Consider the following 17,024-nt stretch of genomic DNA (forward strand, 5'->3'; position numbering starts at 1 on the left):
GCCCGGAACCGCCAACGAGCGATCATATCCGGCTAGGGCGATCATGGGCCATGAATCACCCCGAAAAGGTCATTCCCTCGTCGTCGGCGTCGTCGGCGCGGACGGCGGCAGGAAGGCGGTCTGGATCAGCCGGGAGCCGTACCGGCGGTCCACGTAGTAGGCGCGGCCCGGCGGCAGCGGGTGCGGGCGCACGCCGAACAGCACGCCCTCGTCCTTGTCGCCCGACAGGATCACCGCCGGGCTCGCCATGTCCTTCAGGCGCTGCATGACCGGGTCGAACATGCCGCGCCCCGCCCCGCCCATCGCGCGGGACAGCACCAGGTGCAGGCCGATGTCCCTGGCCTGCGGCAGCAGGTCCAGCAGCGGCGCGAGCGGGTTGGCGCCGGTGGCCACCAGGTCGTAGTCGTCCACGACGAAGTACAGGTCGGCGCCCTTCCACCAGTTGCGCGCGCGGAGCTGGTCGGGGGTGAGGTCGGCGGGCGGCAGCCGCTTGACCAGCGCCTCGCGCGCCTCGGCGACCATGTCGGCGGCCGTGGTGCTGGAGGCCGCGTACCCGATGCGGTGCTCGGTGTAGGCGGCGTCCAGCAGCGAGCGGCGGTAGTCGATGACGATGAGCCGCGCCCCGGCGGGGGCGTGCCGGGCGACGATGCCCTCGGCGACCAGCCGCAGCAGGTTGGACTTGCCGCTCTCGGTGTCGCCGATCACCGTCAGGTGCGGGTCGACGTCGAACTCCGCCAGCACCGGCGACAGCGTGGCCTCGTCGATGCCGAGGGGGATGCGCGCCCCGGTCTCCTCGACGCTCGGCAGCGCCTCCACCGGCAGCACCGACGGCAGCAGCCGCACGCGCGGGGCCGGCCGGCCGCGCCAGGCCTCCCGGACGCCGTCCACCAGGGCGCGGACGCCCACGGTCAGGTCGTCGGCCGTACGCACGCCGTCGATGCGCGGCAGCGCGCTGAGGAAGTGCAGGCCGTCGCGGGTCAGGCCGCGGCCGGGCACCCCCTCGGGCACCGCGAGCGCGGTCTTGCGGTTGACCTCCGACTCGTAGGCGTCGCCGAGCTTGAGCTCCAGCCGGGAGCCGAACAGGTCGCGGATGCCGGGCCGGAACTCCGACCACTTGTTGGTGGCGGCGACGATGTGGATGCCGTAGCCGAGGCCCCGGGCGGCCAGGTCGGTGATGGTCGGCTCCAGCGAGTCGAACTCCTGCCGCACGGTGAGCCAGCCGTCCACGACGAGGAACACATCGCCGAACTCGTTGTCGGCGATCTGGCCCTCGGCGATCTGGCGCCGGTAGGTGGCGATCGAGTCGATGCCCCGCTCGGCGAACTCGCGCTCGCGCTGTTGCAGCAGGCCGGTGACCTCGGCGACGGTGCGGCGCACCCGGTCGCCGTCGAGGCGGTTGGCGACGCCGCCCACGTGCGGCAGCCCCTCCAGCGAGCCCAGCGTGCCGCCGCCGAAGTCCAGGCAGTAGAACTGCACCTCGCGCGGGGTGTGGGTGAGCGACAGCCCGGCGATCAGCGTGCGCAGGATCGTGCTCTTGCCGCTCTGCGGCGAGCCGACGACGGCCAGGTGGCCGGCCGCGCCGGCCAGGTCGACGGCGAGCGGGTCGCGCCGCTGCTCGAACGGCCGGTCCACGATGCCGAGCACGGCGCGCAGCCTGCCGCGGCCGGCCCATCCGGCGGTGGTCAGGCCGTAGTCGGGGGTGATGCTCAGCGGCGGGAGCAGGTGGCTCAGCGTCAGCGGCTCGGCCAGCGGCGGCAGCCAGATGCGGTGCGCCGGCGGCCCGTACCCGTCGAACTGGCGGACCATGATGTCCAGCAGGCTGTCCCTGCCGACGACGGAGGGCTCCGGCTCGGGCTCGGGCTGCGCGGGGGCGACGGGCGGCGGGATGTAGGCCGGGCCGTACAGCACCACCTGCCGCTGCTCGGCGGCGCCGCGCCGCTCCTGGCGCGCCTCCTCGGCGTAGGGGCCGGACACGTAGGCGGCCTTGAAGCGGGTCATGCCGGTGGTGTCGAACTTCAGGTACCCGTTGCCCGGCGCCGAGGGCAGCTCGTAGGCGTCGGCGACGCCCAGCACGACCCGGCTCTCCATGGCCGAGAAGGTGCGCAGGCCGATGCGGTAGGACAGGTGGGTGTCCAGGCCGCGCAGCCGGCCCTCCTCCAGCCGCTGCGAGGCGAGCAGCAGGTGCACGCCGAGCGAACGGCCGAGCCGGCCGATCATGACGAACAGGTCGATGAAGTCGGGCTTGGCCGAGAGCAGCTCGCTGAACTCGTCCAGCACGACGAACAGCGTGGGCAGCGGCCGCAGGTCGACGCCCTGTTCCCTGGCGCGCTCGTAGTCGCGCAGGGAGGCGTAGTTGCCCGCCGAGCGCAGCAGTTCCTGGCGGCGCACCATCTCGCCGTGCAGGGCGTCGTACATGCGGTCGACCAGCGGAAGCTCGTCCTCCAGGTTGGTGATCACCGCGGAGACGTGCGGCAGCGACTCCATGCCGAGGAAGGTGGCGCCGCCCTTGAAGTCGACCAGGACGAAGTTGAGGATCTCGGAGGAGTGGGTCGAGGCCAGCCCGAGCACCAGGGTGCGCACCAGTTCGCTCTTGCCCGAGCCGGTCGCGCCGATGACCAGCCCGTGCGGCCCCATGCCGCCCTGGGCCGACTCCTTGATGTCCAGCTCGACCATGCGGCCGTCGGCGCCGAGCCCGATCGGCACCCGGAAGCGGTTGCGGGGCGCCCGGGGCCGCCACAGCGTCGCGATGTCCAGCCGGCGCGGGTCGGCCACGCCGAGCAGGTCGGCGAGGGTCATGTTGGAGGACAGGACGTCCTGGCTGTCGCCGCTCTTGGCCGTGGAGACGCGCAGCGGCGCGAGCTGGCGGGCCAGCCCGTCGGCCTGCAGGAACGACAGCCGGTCGGGGCGGCCGAGCCCGGTGACGATCTCCTTGCCCGCGTGGTCGAGCTGGACGCGGTTGAAGCGGTCGGCCAGCACCTCAAGGCGCAGGGTGACCCCCTCCTCGACCAGCGAGGTGGAGCCGCTCAGGTCGATGACGGTGACGCCCTGGATGGCGTCCGCGCCGAGCTGGGAGTCCTGCGGGATGTGCCCGCCGTCGACGATCACCACGTGGTAGGGCAGCGACTCCGGCGACAGGCCCTGCTTGAACCGGCCGCGGTCCTTCAGCTCGCCGCCGAGCAGCCGGTCGAGCTCGCGCAGGTCGTCGGCCATGAGCCTGACCGGCCCCGCGGCGTCGAACTCCTCCGGGTGCAGGGCGTGCGGCAGCCACTTGACCCACTCCCACTGGGCCATCCACTCCTTGCTGGCGCACACGGCCACCCGCATGTCGTCCGGGGAGTGGAACACCGCGAGCTGCGCGATCAGCGAGCGCACCAGGTCGCGGACGGCGGCGGGGTCGCCGGCGGGCAGGATGCGGGCGAAGGAGTGCAGCGCCATCGCGATCGGCAGGTCGTCCACGGTGGAGTGGGCCCTGATGAAGCGGCGCAGCGCCCCGGCCGACATGGCGTCGAGGTCCTCCACCGGCTTGGCGTCCGGCGCGATGAGCTGCACCGCGAGGCGCTGGGTGCCGGTGCCGACCCGGACGGCGGCGAAGTCGCCGTCGCGGGGCCGCCGCTCCCACAGGCGCGGTCCCATGGCGACCGCCCACAGCGTGCCGGGCTCGGGGCCGTTCCAGTCGAGCGCCTCGCGCTGCTGGCGCACGGCCCTGCGCACCTTGGCGCGGGTCTGCGACAGGTAGCGGAAGTAGTCGCGCCGCAGGCCGTTCAGCCGCATCTTGCGCTCGCCGGAGGCGCGGCCGAGCTGGCTCATGCTCATGCCCACCATGGACAGGGCGAACATGCCGCTGGCGACGTACATGATGGGGCTCCCGCCGCCGCCCCCGGTGAACATCAGCGCCATGGCGGCGCCGCCGGCGGCCATCGGCAGGAAGGTGAGGATCTGCATGAACCCGCCGGACATGGTCTCGGGGATCTCCGGCGGCGACTCCAGCAGGATCTCGCCTCGCGGCGGTGCCGGAGGCGGACGGCGCTCGGGTCGCCGGATGACGACTATGCCCACGTCGCTCCATGTTCGGATGGACCTGCCCCGGGGAGCCGGCGTACCGGAGGGCCGCGCGCCCCGTGAGGGCAGGGATGGGTCGTACCGGAGCCAACGGTAGCGAACTCCGATCACCGGGCCGCCCCCGACCGGCAAACCTGGCGCATCCCGCAAAACATGCATATGTCCGCCCTCGCGCCGCATGGCAGCCCGATACGGTATTCGCGTGATCTCAATGGAGTCGGTGTGACGCTCAACCCGACGGGCGGCCCTCCCCTGCGCGTCCCGGGCGGCCCCGGCGGGCCTGGGACGCCCGGCGCCCTGGACGTCATGAACGGCCAGCCCAAGCCGGCCGTCCTGCGGGCGCCGGGATCGGCCGTCGCGATGACCCGCGTCACGATCGTGACGCCGCGCAAACGGATCGACCTCGCCATCCCCTCCGACCTGCCCCTCGCGCACGTCCTGCCCAACCTGCTGGGCGTCGTCGGCGAGAACGGCGACGAGAGCGTGCTGTCGACCACCGGATGGGTGATCCAGCGGGTCGGCGGCCGGGCCCTTCCGCTGGACGCCAGCATGACCGCCCTCGGCGTGCGCGACGGCGAGGTCCTCTACCTGCTGCCCCGCCCGTCCGAGCTGCCCGAGGCCGTCTTCGACGACGTGGCCGACACCATCGCCACCGGCATCAAGGAACGGTCGGGGCGATGGCTGCCGCGGCACACGCGCGCCACCGGCCTCGGCGTCGCCGTCGCCTTCCTCGTCTCCGGCGCCCTCGCGCTCACCGTGTCGGGGCCTCCCTGGACGCTCCCGACGGTCGTCACGGGCCTGCTGGCCTTCCTGCTCGTCGGGGCGGGCGCCGCGCTGTCCCGCGCCCTCGGCGACAGCGCGGCCGGCGCGGTCATCGGGTACACCGCCCTGCCGTACGCCTTCCTGGCCGGGCTGCTCGCCCCCGCCAAGGACGTCGGCATGCTGTGGTTCGGCGCGCCCAACCTGCTCGCGGCCTTCGCCATGACCGCGCTGACGGCCACCGTCGCGGGCTGGGCGATCGCCGAAGGGCTGCCCAACTTCTTCGGCGTCATGGTCGCCTCGATGGCCGGCGCCGCCGGCGCCGCCATCGTCATGGTCTGGCATCCGCCCGCCCCCGGCGTGGCCGCGCTGCTGGTCGCCATCGTGCTGGCCTGCACGCCGCTGATCCCCACCCTGTCCTTCCGCCTGGCCCGGCTCCCCCTGCCCGCCGCGCCGAAGAACGCCGAGGAACTGCGCGCCGACAACCAGGAACTGGACGGCCCGGACGTCAAGCGCCGCGCCGTGGAGGCCGAACGGTTCGCCACCGGCCTCGCCGCGGGCGTCGCCCTGGTCGCGCTGAGCGCCGAGCTCCTGCTGCTCGGCACCGGCGGCTGGACGGGCAGGGCCATGCTGGTCGTGCTCGCCCTGGCGCTGATGCTCCGCGCCCGCGTCTTCCACGGCGTCGGCCAGCGCGTGTGGCTGACCGGCACCGGCGCCGCCGGGCTGCTCACCGTCCTGGTGGGGGCCGCGCTCACCAGACCGGGCACCGCCCTGCTCGTCGTCCCCGGCCTGCTGGGCGTGGCCGCGGTCGCCGCCGGCATGGGCCTGTTCCTCCCGCAGCGCCGCCCCACCCCCTTCTGGGGCAGGGCCGGCGACATGCTGGAGTTCGCCCTGATCACCGCGCTGTTCCCACTGGCCCTGGGCGTCCTCGACGTCTACACCTGGATCCGCGGCCTGGCCGGCTGACCCTGCCGCCGGCCGGAACACCGGCCGCCCACACCGGCGCGGGAAGGTGCCGGCCCCACTACAGCACGAGCCGCACCCCGACCCCCACCACACGGCGGGCAGAATCCGGCCCCACCACGGCACGAGCCGCACCCCGACCCCCACCACACGGCGGGCAGAATCCGGCCCCACCACGGCACGAGCCGCACCCCGACCCCCACCACACGGCGGGCAGAATCCGGCCCCACCACGGCACGAGCCGCACCCCGACCCCCACCACGCGGGGGGCATTCCGGCCCCGCTACGGCGCGAGCCGCACCCCGACCCCCACCACGCGGGGGGCATTCCGGCCCCGCTACGGCGCGAGCGGCCGCCCGGTCAGTGCGGTGACCACGTACGTTCACCGGGCGCGGCTCTCCATCCCCGGCCACGTGCCGCAGTGATCGGCGCCGGGTCGGCGGGTCGTGGTACGGCGATGCCGGCGCCTGCTACGGCGCCCGAGCCGGTGAACGGTCACGGACAGCGCGCCGGCTAGGGGGCGGCCGAATAGCCGGGGTCCTTGCCGCGCTGCGAGGTGCCGATGAGCAGCTTGGCGATCAGCTGGCTCGGCGTCGGCAGCACGCCGGCGCCCGACTTGCCGTCCTCCAGGTTGTAGGCGACGGTGTAGGCGCTCGACCCGACGTAGAAGGAGGCGAAGTCGCCCGCGTCGTTGTTCCGGAACACCTTGCCCATCGGCCCCAGCTTGGTGAGGTCCCACACGCCGAAGAAGGCCAGGCAGGCGGCGAAGTCCTTCAGCGTGGCCATGGAGTTGTCGGAGAAGGAGCCGAGATCCTGGCCGAAGGCCGCCCGCGCGCCGAGCGCCAGCGCCTCGTCTCCGAGCGCGAAGACGGCGCTGCCGACGGAGTACCCCACGAGCTTCTCGACGGCGACCTTCATGATCGCGTGCTCCAGGAGCTTCAGCAGGACCTGCGCCTGGACCTTCTTGTACAGCCGGTCGATCAGCCACCGCGACAACGCCGCCGCCTGCGCGCCGACCCACGGCCAGGAGGCGGCGAGCATGAGCTGGGCGTAACTGGTCAGCGCCATCACCCGCAGGGCGTCGCGCGTCTTCTCCAGCGCCTCGGCGTACCCCTCGCACGCCTCGGCCATGCGGCGGCAGTAGGCCGACATCGCCGGTGGGACGGCCGCGACGCCGCCCGGCGTCTTGACCGTCCCGGCCTGGGTCCAGAACGCGCGGAAGGCCTCCGACCCCTGGCTCGGGTGCTGCGTCCACACCCTCTGGGCCAGACCGCCGGTCACGGTGGTGTTGGCATCGATCTTGCCGGCGAGCGAACGCCACACCGTGGCCGCCTCCCGCGCCCCGTCCGGGTCCCCTTCGGGCCACTCGGACAGGATCGTCCAGGCGACGAACCCGACGATGCCCGCCCCGCCGGCGGGATAGAGCATCCAGCGGGACGGGCTCACCTGTCGCCCTCCAGCAGGCGGGCGACCGAGGCCCAGTCGGCGACGGCGACGTTCCTTCCCATCAGGACCAGCCTGTCGCCGATGACGGCGTAGACCGTGGCCAGCGCGTGCAGCTCGTGCTCCAGGTCGGCGGCGCGGGCGCCGTACCCGGCCTTGCCGTCCCCGCCGTCGTGGAAGGCGCGCCCGGCGTCGTCGCGGCCCCAGAAGTCGCCGATGTCCATCAGCCGGCGCGTCGCCTCGCGGACCGCGCCGGCGATGTCCTCACCCTGGCCGCCGAAGAGCCTGCCGATGTCCCCGAGCCCCGACGGGGACACGTCCAGCACCTGCCCCGGCCCTCCGGGCGGCCCCGGCACCGGGTCTTCGAGAGGTTGATGCGACATGACGCCCCCGTGTCGTGATGGGCGGCCAGCCACGCGCCGCCGGTCCAACACTACCGACCGAATGGCACACATGTTCGAGTCGCACCAACCGACATGATCGACAATACACCCCCAACCTATCGGTCAAGGGGCAAACTCAGGCGTGGTCGTCGGGCCAGGGGGCGCCCATGGCGTTGGCCACGTCTCGTAGCCAGGTGTCGACGTCGGCCGGGTCCAGGGAAGGCGGCTCGCCTCCGGTGGCCTCGCGCAGCAGTTCGGCGTTCTTGCGGTGCGCGTCGGCCTGGGCGCCGCGCACCGCTTCGGTCACGGCCTGCGCGATCGAGGCGCTGTCCAGCCGCATGACGCGGGGGTCCAGTGTCACCTCCACGATCTGGCCGCCGCCGTCCACCACGGCCGCGACCAGCCCGCCGGCCGCCGCGCCCTCGCCCTTGACGGCCCGCAGCTCGCCGAACACGCCGCTGAGGCGCTGGACGGCCTCCTCGCTCTGCCGCGTGACGCGTTCGAGGTCCTCGAGCCGGAAGTCGTCCGGTCGGAACACGGCACAGCTCCTTCGCTGGGTTCGCGAACCCTTGGGGGCTCGGAGGTACGGCGGGGGGGTGGTGCGGGGTGCGGGTACTGCTCGGGGTGGTGCGGTCCGGGTGGGGGGCGACGGGTCAGGGGTGGTAGGGCTCGGGCCGGTTCTGCTTGGGCTCGCGCCACTCGAACCCGGCGGAGGGGGGCAGCTGCGCCGGCTGCCCGGCGGGCGCCGCCGGCGGCTGCTGGAACGGCGGCAGGCCGTGGGTGTCGATGACCGCCTTCCTGAAGTCGATCTTCGCGGCTCCCGTGGGCTCCAGGTTGAACATCTGGGCCAGCGCCTTGCCGGCGAAGTACACCGACATGCCGCCCGCCACCGAGGAGACCACCTTGGCCAGCAGGCTGGTCGCCATCGCGATGGTGCTGGTGGCCATGGCCCCCAACGCCTCCAGCCGTGCGTACCCGGCGGCCGCGTACGGCGTCGCGAGCATCGCGGCGGCGATCGGCAGGGCCGCGCCGAGCACCACCACGACCCGGCCCAGGGACACCCAGTAGGCCCGGTAGGCGTCACCCAGTTCGTCCACGATGCCCGCGATGTTCTTCACGTACCCGCGCAGGCTCTCCATGGCCTCCTGGAAGCGCTCGACGGCGTCCACGTACGCGTCGTGGTCCAGGGCGATCCAGCCGTCCTTGCCCTTGTCGCCGAGGTTGCGGATGTAGCTCTTGATCGCCGTGTCCAGGCGGGAGTGGATCGACTCCCAGTTGTTGTAGGCGTCGGCCATGCCGGGCACGTTCGCGACCGCGGTGGCGGCGATGGCGCTGCCCACGACCAGCGGCCGGGACAACAGGGCGGCCTTGCGCAGATCGTTCAGGACCGAGAGCGCGCTGCCGCCCGCGAGCCTGAAGGACGGCGCGTACGACCCAGCGGGCATGGTGCGGAGCTCCTTCGCGTCGCTCGGTTGTCACACATGGACGGCTGTCGTCACACGTGGACGGCTGGTGTCACACGTACACGGCTGTGGAGCGCTCCTCGGCGGTACGCCAGTTGCTCCGCGCGGTGTCCAGTTGGTGGGTCCAGGTCTCAAGGACGGAGACCGCCTCGGAGAGCTTGGCGCGCACGTCGTCCTGGAGGTGGTCGTAGCGCAGGCCGATCACCACCTCGCCGAGCGCCCCCCAGCCGGGGAAGCCGATCTCGGTGCTGTCCACCATCGCGCGCCATTCCTTGATGGCCGGGATCACGTCTTCGTTGATCTCGTTGATGATGCTCTGGATCGCCTCCGAGGTGACGTACCTTTCCTGCACCATGCCGCCTCCATGATCCGAATGTCGCGGATGATGTCTATCAGCAGTTCTGGATCAATCGGGCGCCCTGTCACATTTGTTCATCCAGTCGTAGACGATGGAAACATCGACGATGATCACTGTTCACGCCCCCACGACGGGACGGCGGCGGCTGTAGGGTGCCTCGGGCCGGGCCATGCCGGTACGGGCGAGGAAGGATGGAGGGCACGTGACCGAGTTCGGCGACTTCGCGAGCATCGACATCGACAAGCTGCTGACCGGGGCGCAGCGGCAGCTCGCCCAGGTAGAGGAGCTCCAGCGGCGCACCGCCGAGCTGGTCGGCCGCGCCACGGACAAGGACGGCCACGTGACCGTCGAGTACACCGGACAGGGGCTGCAGGAGCTCGAACTCAACCCGCGCGCGATGCGCCTGCCCTCCGCCGACCTGGCCGCGCTCATCAAGACGGTGGTCCACGACGCCGGGCGTGACCTGGAGCGCCAGACCAACGAGTTGATGGAAGAGCTGTTCGGCGCGGAGGACAACCCCATGCGGCTCCTGCGCGACCCCGAGGCCGCGCTCGCGCAGGTCAAGCAGGCCGAGGCCGCCTACGACCGCACGTTCGAAGAGGTCATGGCCGACCTGGACCAGATCCGCCGCCGCCTGCAGTGACGGCCGGGCGGCCGCGCACCCGCGATCGGCGCCCCGCCGGCGGTCGCCCGGACGCCGCCTCGGCCGTGACGCCGTTCGATGACGCCGGGAGCACCGGCGTCATCGGCCGAAGGTCAGATACTGGTGGTGGGCGGCAGCCCGGTGCCGTTGGGGTTGGCGCCGTTCTGCCCGGTGTAGCCCGTCCCGGTGTATCCCGTCGTCCCGACGTCGGAGAGGTTGGTCAGCGGGATGCGCACCTGCTTGGCGCCGTCCTTCTGCGCGTTCATGGCCGCGATCTGGCCCTCGAGCTGCGCCTGCTTGCTCGTGACCATCGAGAACGCCACCATGCCGGCGGTCGCGGCCATGCCGTACTTGGAGACCAGCCTGGTGATGACCGCCTGCGTGCCGGTCGCCGCCACCTCCGACGACGCCTGCGTCGCCACGTTGACGCCCGGGATGCCGCGCGTGGCCAGCGTGTAGATCGTCAGCGCCGTGAGCACCGCTCCCGCCGTGCCCGACGCCAGCGCGCCGTAGAAGGAGAGCTTCCCCATGCCGTGCATGATCTTCGCGGCGTCGTCGTGCGCGCTCTTGGCGTCGGTGAAGTTGGTGGTCATGAGGCGCGCGGCGCCCTGGACGGCGCTGTAGTCCTCGGCGGTCCAGTGCTCCGGGGGCACGTCCTTCACGTGCTTGCTGAGGTCGTTGCTCATGTTCTGGATGCCGTTGCCCGTCTCGGCCCACTTGTCGCCCGCGCCGTGCAGGCTGCTCGGCTTGGAGGCCACCCCGCCGATGGCCAGGCCGATCATCTGCCCGCGGACCGGGTTCACCACACAGTAGAGCAGGGCGCCGGCGACTCCGGCGACGTACCCGTACTCCCAGCCCTCGTAGCTCATTGGTTCATCCCCTTTTTGAGCGCCTCGGCCTGCGCGGCCATGTCCTCCTCCTGGAGCCGCCACCGGTCACCGGACAGCTTCAGGTCGTCCCGCCAGAGTTCCATCTGCTTGCGGACCGTCTCGATGTAGGTCACCGAGGTGTGGGCCATCTCGCCGTGCTTGCCGGAGATGGGCATACCGACCATGCCGCAGTCCATCCAGCCGATGTGGTTGTCCTGCGGCTTGCGCTTGACCTCGTCCGCGCGGCCGCCGACGTCCCTTTCGATGTTCTTGCCGAGGTCGATGACCGCCTGGTGCTTCACCTTGCGCGTCTGCGACGCATTGGCGGGGGCCGTGCCTGTGTATCCGTTCCCGGTTGTGTTGGGCATGCGGGGAAAGCCACCGCCACCCCCGGTGTCCGGCAGGCCGGGGATCTGCGGCATGCCGCCGCCGCCCGTGCCGTTGCCTCCGGGGCCGCCGCCCGGCCCTCCGGGCAGGTTCAGACCGCCGGTGGGGTCGCCCGCCGGCCCCGTTCCGGTCCCGAGGGGGTCGGTGAGGCTCGGGTTCTGCCCCACCGGCACGTTCGGGATGGCCGGGATGCCCGGGTCCTGCCCGTTGGGGTCGCCCGGGTTCTGACCGACGGGATCGTTCACGTTGGGCAGGCCGGGAATTCCCTGGTCGGGGATCGGCGGGATGCCCGGGAGGGAGTTGGTGGGGTCGCCGGGGCCGGTGTTGACCGGGTCGAGCGGCACCGAGGTGGTCGGATCGCCGGGCGAGAACGGCTGACCAGGGTCACCCGTGCCGATCGGGTCCACCGTGAACGGCTGCCCTGGATCACCGGTTCCCACGGGATCCCCGGTTCCCACCGGATCGGCGGTGAACGGGTTCCCCGGCGAGAACGGCTGACCGGGGTCACCCGTACCGATCGGGTTCACACTGAACGGCTGACCGGGGTCACCGCTCCCCAGCGGGTTCACGCTGAACGGCTGACCGGGATCGCCCGTGCCCACCGGATCGGCGCCGAAGGGGTTACCGGGCGAGAACGGCTGTCCCGGGTCGCCTGACCCCACCGGGTTCACGCTGAACGGCTGACCGGGGTCACCACCGCCCACCGGATCGGCGCCGAACGGCTGCCCCGGTGAGAACAACTGGCCGGGGTCCCCCGGCCCCACCGGATTCACGCTGAACGGCTGACCCGGATCGCCGCCGCCTATGGAGTTCACGCTGAACGGCTGACCCGGGTCGCCGTTGCCCATGGAATTCACGCTGAACGGCTGACCGGGGTCGCCCGTGGAGATGGGGTTCGCGCCCATCGGGTCACCCGAGGTGAACGGCTGCCCGGCGCCGCCCTGGGCGTCCTGCCCTCCCGGCCCGGCGAAGTTCTGGTGGACGAAGGCGGAGCCGTCGGACCCGCCGCTCTGCCCGTCCCCGGGCCCGCCGCCCGAGACCGTGTACGGCCCGCCCGCGACCGAGCCGCCCTGCATCGCCTCGCCGGCGCCACCCGGCGCGGCCGAGGATGGGCCTCCCGCGTTCAGCAGGGCGTCGAAACCGCGTTGCTCGCTCACCTTGCGTCCCCCCGTCTCCGGCCGCCAGGGTCTTGATCAGCCTGTGAGACGGCAGACTAACCCAGTGCCCGCCGGACCGTACAGAAAGCGCTCAGCCGGTCATAGCACGGCACATATCCATCTCGACACGAGCATCCCGGTTCGCGGGCGCGCTTCTATGCTGTCGGCGACGACCCGCCAGGCAAGGCTGAGGTGGCATGCAGACCCGTCGTGATCTTTACCAGGCCCACCGGCTGATGATGCAGCGCCTGGGCATGGCCCTGCTGCAGGGCGAGCCGGACATCCCCGAGTCGCCCATGCGCAGGCACAACGTCGCCATGTTCTGCGGTGTGCTGGTGGCGGTGCTCGTGGCGGCCTGCTTCGGCATCTACGGCCTGCTCAAGCCCGGCGGCGCCACCTCGCTGACCGCGCCCGGCACGCTGATCGTCGAACAGGAGACCGGAGCCACCTTCGTCTACAGCCAGCAGGAGGCCCGGCTCATCCCGGTCGCCAACTACACCTCGGCCCGCCTGATCCTCGACACCCCGCAGGTGACGGTGCGCACGGTGTCGTCGGCGTCGCTCGCCGGCTTCACCCGCGGCACCCTGGTGGGCATCCCCGGCGCGCCGGAGTCGCTGCCCGCGCGCGAGAAGCTGGTGCGCGGCCCCTGGTCGGCGTGCGTGGCCGAGACCGTGGACCCGGGCGGCACGCGCCGGCCGTACGTCTCGCTGGTGGGCGGCATGGACGTCGGGGGCCGGCCGTTCGGCTCCGAGGCCATGATCGCCGACGACGGCCAGCAGTCCTGGGTCATCCTCGCCGACCGCCGCATGCGGGTCTCCGACGCCGGAGCGCGCGCGCTGTCGGCCGCCGCGCCTCGTCAGATCCCGGCGACCTGGCTCAACGCCCTGCCCATCGGCCCTGACTTCCGCGGCCCTCGCATCGCCGGTCTGGGGCACCGGCTGCGCGGCCCGGACGGCCGCGCCTCCGCCGTGGGCCGGGTCTACACCGTGCCGGCGATGGCGGGCGGCGAGGTCCGCTGGTACGTGCTGCTCGGCGACGGCCTCGCGACCATCTCCCAGACGCAGGCCACCCTGCTGCTGCAGGATCCGGCGAGCAAGGCGGCCTACGGCCGGCTGCCGGTGCGGCCGATCGAGGTGGACGCGGCCAGGGCGAACGCCTTCCCGCAGTCCAGGACGTCGATGGCCGTGACCGGAATGCCCGCGACGATGCCGAAGGTCGCGACGCCCGATCCGGCGTCCCCGCTGTGCACCGTCTACTCCGACACCGGCAGGGGCTCCACCCGCGCGCGGCTGACGATCGGCGGGCGCATGCGCATCCCGGTTCCGCCGAACGCGGGGGCCGACCAGGAGCACTTCGACCAGGTGCTGCTGCCGCCGGGCGGCGCGGTGCTGGCCGGGCTGCTCCCGGGCGAGGGCCAGCTCGGCTCGATCCAGAACTTCGCGCTCGTCACCGACCAGGGGCGCAAGTTCGCCCTGTCCTCCGGCGATCTGCTGCCGAACCTCGGGTACGACGCCGCGGAGGTGGCGCCGCTCCCGGCGGGCATCTGGCACCTGATCCCCGAAGGGCCCGCGCTGGACCCCGCGGCGGCCCGGACACCGGTTCCGATCACCCAGACGACGACCGTGAAGCCGTGATCCCGGCCATGAAGCCGTGATGTCAGCCATAGCCACTGGTACGAAAAACCGTTACTGACTCGCAATGTGACGTATGGCCATGTTGTGGTGATTGATCCTAGGGTTTGAGTGATCAGCATCGCGGGGGCACACGATGCGTTTCGCAGTGTGGGCCATCACGCGTTCACGGCCAGGCCACACTCCTTGGAGGTATCCGTGAGCCAGCAGACCTCAGCACAGCTTCCTCAGATCGTCGAGTCCGCGAAGAAGACCGAGACGGCCCACGGCCTCATCGGCAGCATCCAGACCCAGCTGCAGGGGCACGTCTCCGAGCTCCGCGCGGGCTGGGGCGGCCAGTCGGGCATGGCGTTCGAGGCCGTCTACAACGAGTGGAACGGCGAGCTGTCCAAGGTGCTCGGCGAGCTCCAGGGTCTCGCGGTGAAGCTCCACCAGGTGGAGGCGCGTTACCGCAACACCGAAGTCGACCAGACCGCGGCGGCGCACCGTGTCATCGGTGGCGCGCTCAGCGGCAACATCAACGCCTGACCCCACCCTCCCCGGACAACGGAGAAGATCATGGCTGGTATCAACAACGACATCGACCGCACGCTGGTCAACTTCGGGTCGATGACCACCGGCGCCCAGGACTTCGCCCGCCAGTGGCAGGCGATGGAAGGCACGCTGCAGGAGCTGGAGGGCAACCTCGACCGCCTGCTCGGCGAGTGGGAGGGCGACGCGCGCGCCGCTTACTGGGCCGCGCGGGCGCAGTGGGACGCCGCCTCCGGCCGCATGGCGGCTCTGCTGCAGCAGCTCGGCGCGGTCATCCAGCAGGGTCACGAGAACTTCCACCTCACCGAGAAGGCCAACGTCGCGATGTTCGACGGCCGTTGACGGCCGCCGCGGACCGAATCCGTAACTCCGGGAGCGGACCGCCCTGGCGACGCGGCCGGCGTCCGCGGGGCGGCCTGACGGCTTAGGGGGCAAACATGGCCGGAAACGACGGCTACCAGGATTTTCACCTCGACGGTGACTGGCCGGGAACCGACGCCAAGGGTAAGACCGACGTCCACCACACCAACGTCGAGAACCTCCTCAGAGACCTTCTGACGGACGTCGAGCAGCTGAAGGGCGTCAAGTCCGGCTCGCTGTCCCATCTTCGGGCGTTCGGGAAGGTCTCCCCCACGCACCTCGGCGAGTGGGACGCGGCGCAGCAGCTCGGCACCGTCCTCGGCCAGGGGCACACGGCGGTCACCGCCAGCTACGAGAAGCTCATCGCCCAGTACGAGGCGGCGATCGAGACGATCAGGACGGCGTACGGCAATCTCAAGAACGCCGAGACGGCCAGTACGGTCGACCAGGTCAAGCTGGTCTAGTCAAACAGCGAGGCGATGGGTCCAAATGGCGCGCATCAGCGATATCCAGCCGGTCCGGGCGGGCACGGCCGCCCCCCAGGGGGACGCGGACTCCTACGGCAGCGTCGAGCACGTCAGGAAGCTGCTGAACAACACCGACCCCGGCGGGGTGTCGGAGGCGGGCAACGCCTACATCCTGGCCGCAGGGGTGCTCGACGGCCTGGTCACCAATCTCCGGACGGCCGCCGACAAGCTGTCCAAGGACTGGCAGGACTCCTTCTCCGCCGAGGCGCAGAAGGCACTGCAGCTCCTGCACGGCTCGGCGCGCGAGGTGGCGGAGCGGGCGCGCCAGGTCGGCACGGCCCACAACACCTACGCCGAAGAGCTCACCAAGGCCAAGGCGGACCTGCCCGAGAGCGGCATGTTCAGCTTCGACGACGACTGGTACGGCTGGCTGACCAACGGCGGGGACGGCTCGGAGAACGAGCAGGCCCGCCGGCACATCGAGGAGCTCAACAACAAGATCACCTCGGTGTACCAGAGCCTGCCCGAGACGGTCACGACGGTGCTCCCGTCGCCGACCGGCGCGATCACGCCGCCGGTCATCCCCGTGAACTACGACGGGACCGACCCCTACAACGGGGGCAGCGGTCCCTACGGCAAGTACCCGGGGTCCAACTCGACGACCTACCCGGGGTCCGGCTTCGACCCGACCGGCACGGGGAACGGCACCGGCGACGGCTCGACCGTCATCCCCGGCGACGGCACGGGCACGGGTGACGGGACCGGGACAGGCACCGGCACCGGGAATGGCTCGGGGAACGGCAACGGCAACGGGAACGGCACCGGGAACGGCAACGGCACGGGGAACGGCAACGGGACGAACCTCCCGGGCGGCATCAACGACCCGTCCGGTCAGAACGGCGCCGGGGGCAACGGGGGCGCGGGCACCAACCCGAACGACCCCCGCACCACCAACCTGGCCGGGTTCGACCCGCGCACCAACCCCGCGCTGAACAACCCGCTCAACAATCCCGCCCTCAACAACCCCGCGCTCAACAACCCGGCGCTGAACAACCCGGGGCTCAACGGAATCGGGACGAACCTCCCGACCGGCGTGAACGGGACGACCTTCACCAGCCCCACGGGCGTGGGGTCCGTCCCGATCGGCTCGGGTGTCAACGGCGTCGGCGGCGCCGCCGGACTGAACGGCGGCACCGGCTACGGGGCGGGCTCCGCGCTCGGAGCCGCCCAGAACGCGGCGCGCGGCATGGGCGTGGGCACGGGCCCCGGCGGGATGGGCGGCATGCCGCTCATGCCGATGGGCGGCTCCCCCGCGGGCGGCGAGAACCAGGAGCGCGAGCGCTCCACCTGGCTCACCGGCGACGAAGACGACTGGTGCACCAACCAGCAGGTGGCCCCCACCGTCATCTGCTGACCCCGCTCACCCCCCGGTGGGCGGCCCATCGACCGCCCACCATGCGAAGTCGAGATGTCGAAAAGGGTGCCCCCGCCCGCCCAGCGTGGGCGGGGGCACCCTTTTCGGCGTGCCGTGCCCCGGCCGTTCGCCCGGCC

The 17,024-nt window shown here is 72.0% G+C and carries 15 protein-coding genes; 7 read left to right on the forward strand and 8 right to left on the reverse strand.

Going from position 1 to position 17,024, the window contains the following annotated elements:
• Positions 1-69: 69 nt before the first annotated feature.
• Positions 70-4,056, reverse strand: a complete 3,987-nt coding sequence (eccCa, locus tag ACFQSB_RS01345; RefSeq protein ID WP_380823828.1) for a type VII secretion protein EccCa — start codon at positions 4,054-4,056, stop codon at positions 70-72.
• A gap of 225 nt (positions 4,057-4,281) precedes the next feature.
• Between eccCa and eccD the strand changes: the two genes are divergently transcribed.
• Positions 4,282-5,784 (forward strand): type VII secretion integral membrane protein EccD, encoded by a 1,503-nt coding sequence (gene eccD, locus ACFQSB_RS01350; RefSeq protein WP_380823829.1) that lies wholly within the window; start codon positions 4,282-4,284, stop codon positions 5,782-5,784.
• A gap of 510 nt (positions 5,785-6,294) precedes the next feature.
• On the opposite strand, the gene ACFQSB_RS01355 is transcribed toward eccD, so the two are convergent.
• The 5 genes from ACFQSB_RS01355 to ACFQSB_RS01375 all read right to left on the reverse strand — a co-directional run bounded on the left by ACFQSB_RS01355 (position 6,295) and on the right by ACFQSB_RS01375 (position 9,425).
• Entirely contained in the window at positions 6,295-7,227 is a 933-nt protein-coding gene (locus ACFQSB_RS01355) for a WXG100-like domain-containing protein (RefSeq protein WP_380823830.1), read from the reverse strand.
• Positions 7,224-7,607: a hypothetical protein gene (locus ACFQSB_RS01360; RefSeq protein ID WP_354835003.1), complete on the reverse strand. Its 384-nt coding sequence runs from the start codon at positions 7,605-7,607 to the stop codon at positions 7,224-7,226. The genes ACFQSB_RS01355 and ACFQSB_RS01360 overlap by 4 nt, the downstream gene beginning before the upstream one ends.
• A 136-nt stretch (positions 7,608-7,743) precedes the next feature.
• Positions 7,744-8,145, reverse strand: a complete 402-nt coding sequence (locus ACFQSB_RS01365; RefSeq protein ID WP_354915326.1) for a YbaB/EbfC family nucleoid-associated protein — start codon at positions 8,143-8,145, stop codon at positions 7,744-7,746.
• A gap of 115 nt (positions 8,146-8,260) precedes the next feature.
• Positions 8,261-9,052 (reverse strand): hypothetical protein, encoded by a 792-nt coding sequence (locus ACFQSB_RS01370; protein WP_380823831.1) that lies wholly within the window; start codon positions 9,050-9,052, stop codon positions 8,261-8,263.
• A gap of 70 nt (positions 9,053-9,122) precedes the next feature.
• A complete protein-coding gene (locus tag ACFQSB_RS01375) occupies positions 9,123-9,425 on the reverse strand; it encodes a hypothetical protein (protein WP_354835009.1) in 303 nt (100 codons plus the stop codon).
• Between the two features lie 205 nt (positions 9,426-9,630).
• Between ACFQSB_RS01375 and ACFQSB_RS01380 the strand changes: the two genes are divergently transcribed.
• On the forward strand, positions 9,631-10,071 hold the full coding sequence (locus ACFQSB_RS01380) for a YbaB/EbfC family nucleoid-associated protein (protein WP_354835011.1): 441 nt from the start codon (positions 9,631-9,633) through the stop codon (positions 10,069-10,071).
• A gap of 113 nt (positions 10,072-10,184) precedes the next feature.
• Here the strand turns inward: ACFQSB_RS01380 and ACFQSB_RS01385 are convergent, their stop codons facing one another.
• Both ACFQSB_RS01385 and ACFQSB_RS01390 read right to left on the reverse strand, forming a co-directional pair.
• Complete coding sequence (locus ACFQSB_RS01385) at positions 10,185-10,940, reverse strand: hypothetical protein (RefSeq protein ID WP_380823832.1); 756 nt, start codon at positions 10,938-10,940, stop codon at positions 10,185-10,187.
• Entirely contained in the window at positions 10,937-12,484 is a 1,548-nt protein-coding gene (locus tag ACFQSB_RS01390) for a hypothetical protein (RefSeq protein ID WP_380823833.1), read from the reverse strand. Before ACFQSB_RS01390 ends, ACFQSB_RS01385 begins: the two co-directional genes overlap by 4 nt.
• A 197-nt stretch (positions 12,485-12,681) precedes the next feature.
• Here ACFQSB_RS01390 and eccB point away from each other — a divergent pair, with 197 nt between their 5' ends.
• The 5 genes from eccB (at position 12,682) to ACFQSB_RS01415 (ending at position 16,887) form a co-directional block, all read left to right on the forward strand.
• A complete protein-coding gene (gene eccB, locus ACFQSB_RS01395; RefSeq protein WP_380823834.1) occupies positions 12,682-14,118 on the forward strand; it encodes a type VII secretion protein EccB in 1,437 nt (478 codons plus the stop codon).
• Between the two features lie 195 nt (positions 14,119-14,313).
• Entirely contained in the window at positions 14,314-14,643 is a 330-nt protein-coding gene (locus tag ACFQSB_RS01400) for a WXG100 family type VII secretion target (protein WP_380823835.1), read from the forward strand.
• A gap of 30 nt (positions 14,644-14,673) precedes the next feature.
• Positions 14,674-14,988 (forward strand): WXG100 family type VII secretion target, encoded by a 315-nt coding sequence (locus ACFQSB_RS01405; RefSeq protein WP_380823836.1) that lies wholly within the window; start codon positions 14,674-14,676, stop codon positions 14,986-14,988.
• Between the two features lie 95 nt (positions 14,989-15,083).
• Positions 15,084-15,470 carry a substrate-binding domain-containing protein gene (locus tag ACFQSB_RS01410; RefSeq protein WP_354915340.1) on the forward strand — a complete coding sequence of 129 codons (387 nt, stop codon included), beginning with the start codon at positions 15,084-15,086 and terminating at the stop codon, positions 15,468-15,470.
• Positions 15,471-15,495: 25 nt separating this feature from the next.
• Complete coding sequence (locus ACFQSB_RS01415; RefSeq protein WP_380823837.1) at positions 15,496-16,887, forward strand: WXG100 family type VII secretion target; 1,392 nt, start codon at positions 15,496-15,498, stop codon at positions 16,885-16,887.
• Positions 16,888-17,024: the final 137 nt, after the last annotated feature.

This window comes from Sphaerisporangium rhizosphaerae (assembly GCF_042665155.1).
Lineage (GTDB): Bacteria > Actinomycetota > Actinomycetes > Streptosporangiales > Streptosporangiaceae > Sphaerisporangium > Sphaerisporangium rhizosphaerae.

What these genes read in the sequence shown, in the direction of transcription:
- ACFQSB_RS01360 (WP_354835003.1), bottom strand. Translation starts at nt 7,607, where the DNA reads ATGTCGCATCAACCTCTCGAAGACCCGGTGCCGGGGCCGCCCGGAGGG.
- ACFQSB_RS01385 (WP_380823832.1), bottom strand. Translation starts at nt 10,940, where the DNA reads ATGAGCTACGAGGGCTGGGAGTACGGGTACGTCGCCGGAGTCGCCGGC.
- ACFQSB_RS01370 (WP_380823831.1), bottom strand. Translation starts at nt 9,052, where the DNA reads ATGCCCGCTGGGTCGTACGCGCCGTCCTTCAGGCTCGCGGGCGGCAGC.
- eccB (WP_380823834.1), top strand. Translation starts at nt 12,682, where the DNA reads ATGCAGACCCGTCGTGATCTTTACCAGGCCCACCGGCTGATGATGCAG.
- ACFQSB_RS01410 (WP_354915340.1), top strand. Translation starts at nt 15,084, where the DNA reads ATGGCCGGAAACGACGGCTACCAGGATTTTCACCTCGACGGTGACTGG.
- ACFQSB_RS01405 (WP_380823836.1), top strand. Translation starts at nt 14,674, where the DNA reads ATGGCTGGTATCAACAACGACATCGACCGCACGCTGGTCAACTTCGGG.
- ACFQSB_RS01415 (WP_380823837.1), top strand. Translation starts at nt 15,496, where the DNA reads ATGGCGCGCATCAGCGATATCCAGCCGGTCCGGGCGGGCACGGCCGCC.
- ACFQSB_RS01375 (WP_354835009.1), bottom strand. Translation starts at nt 9,425, where the DNA reads ATGGTGCAGGAAAGGTACGTCACCTCGGAGGCGATCCAGAGCATCATC.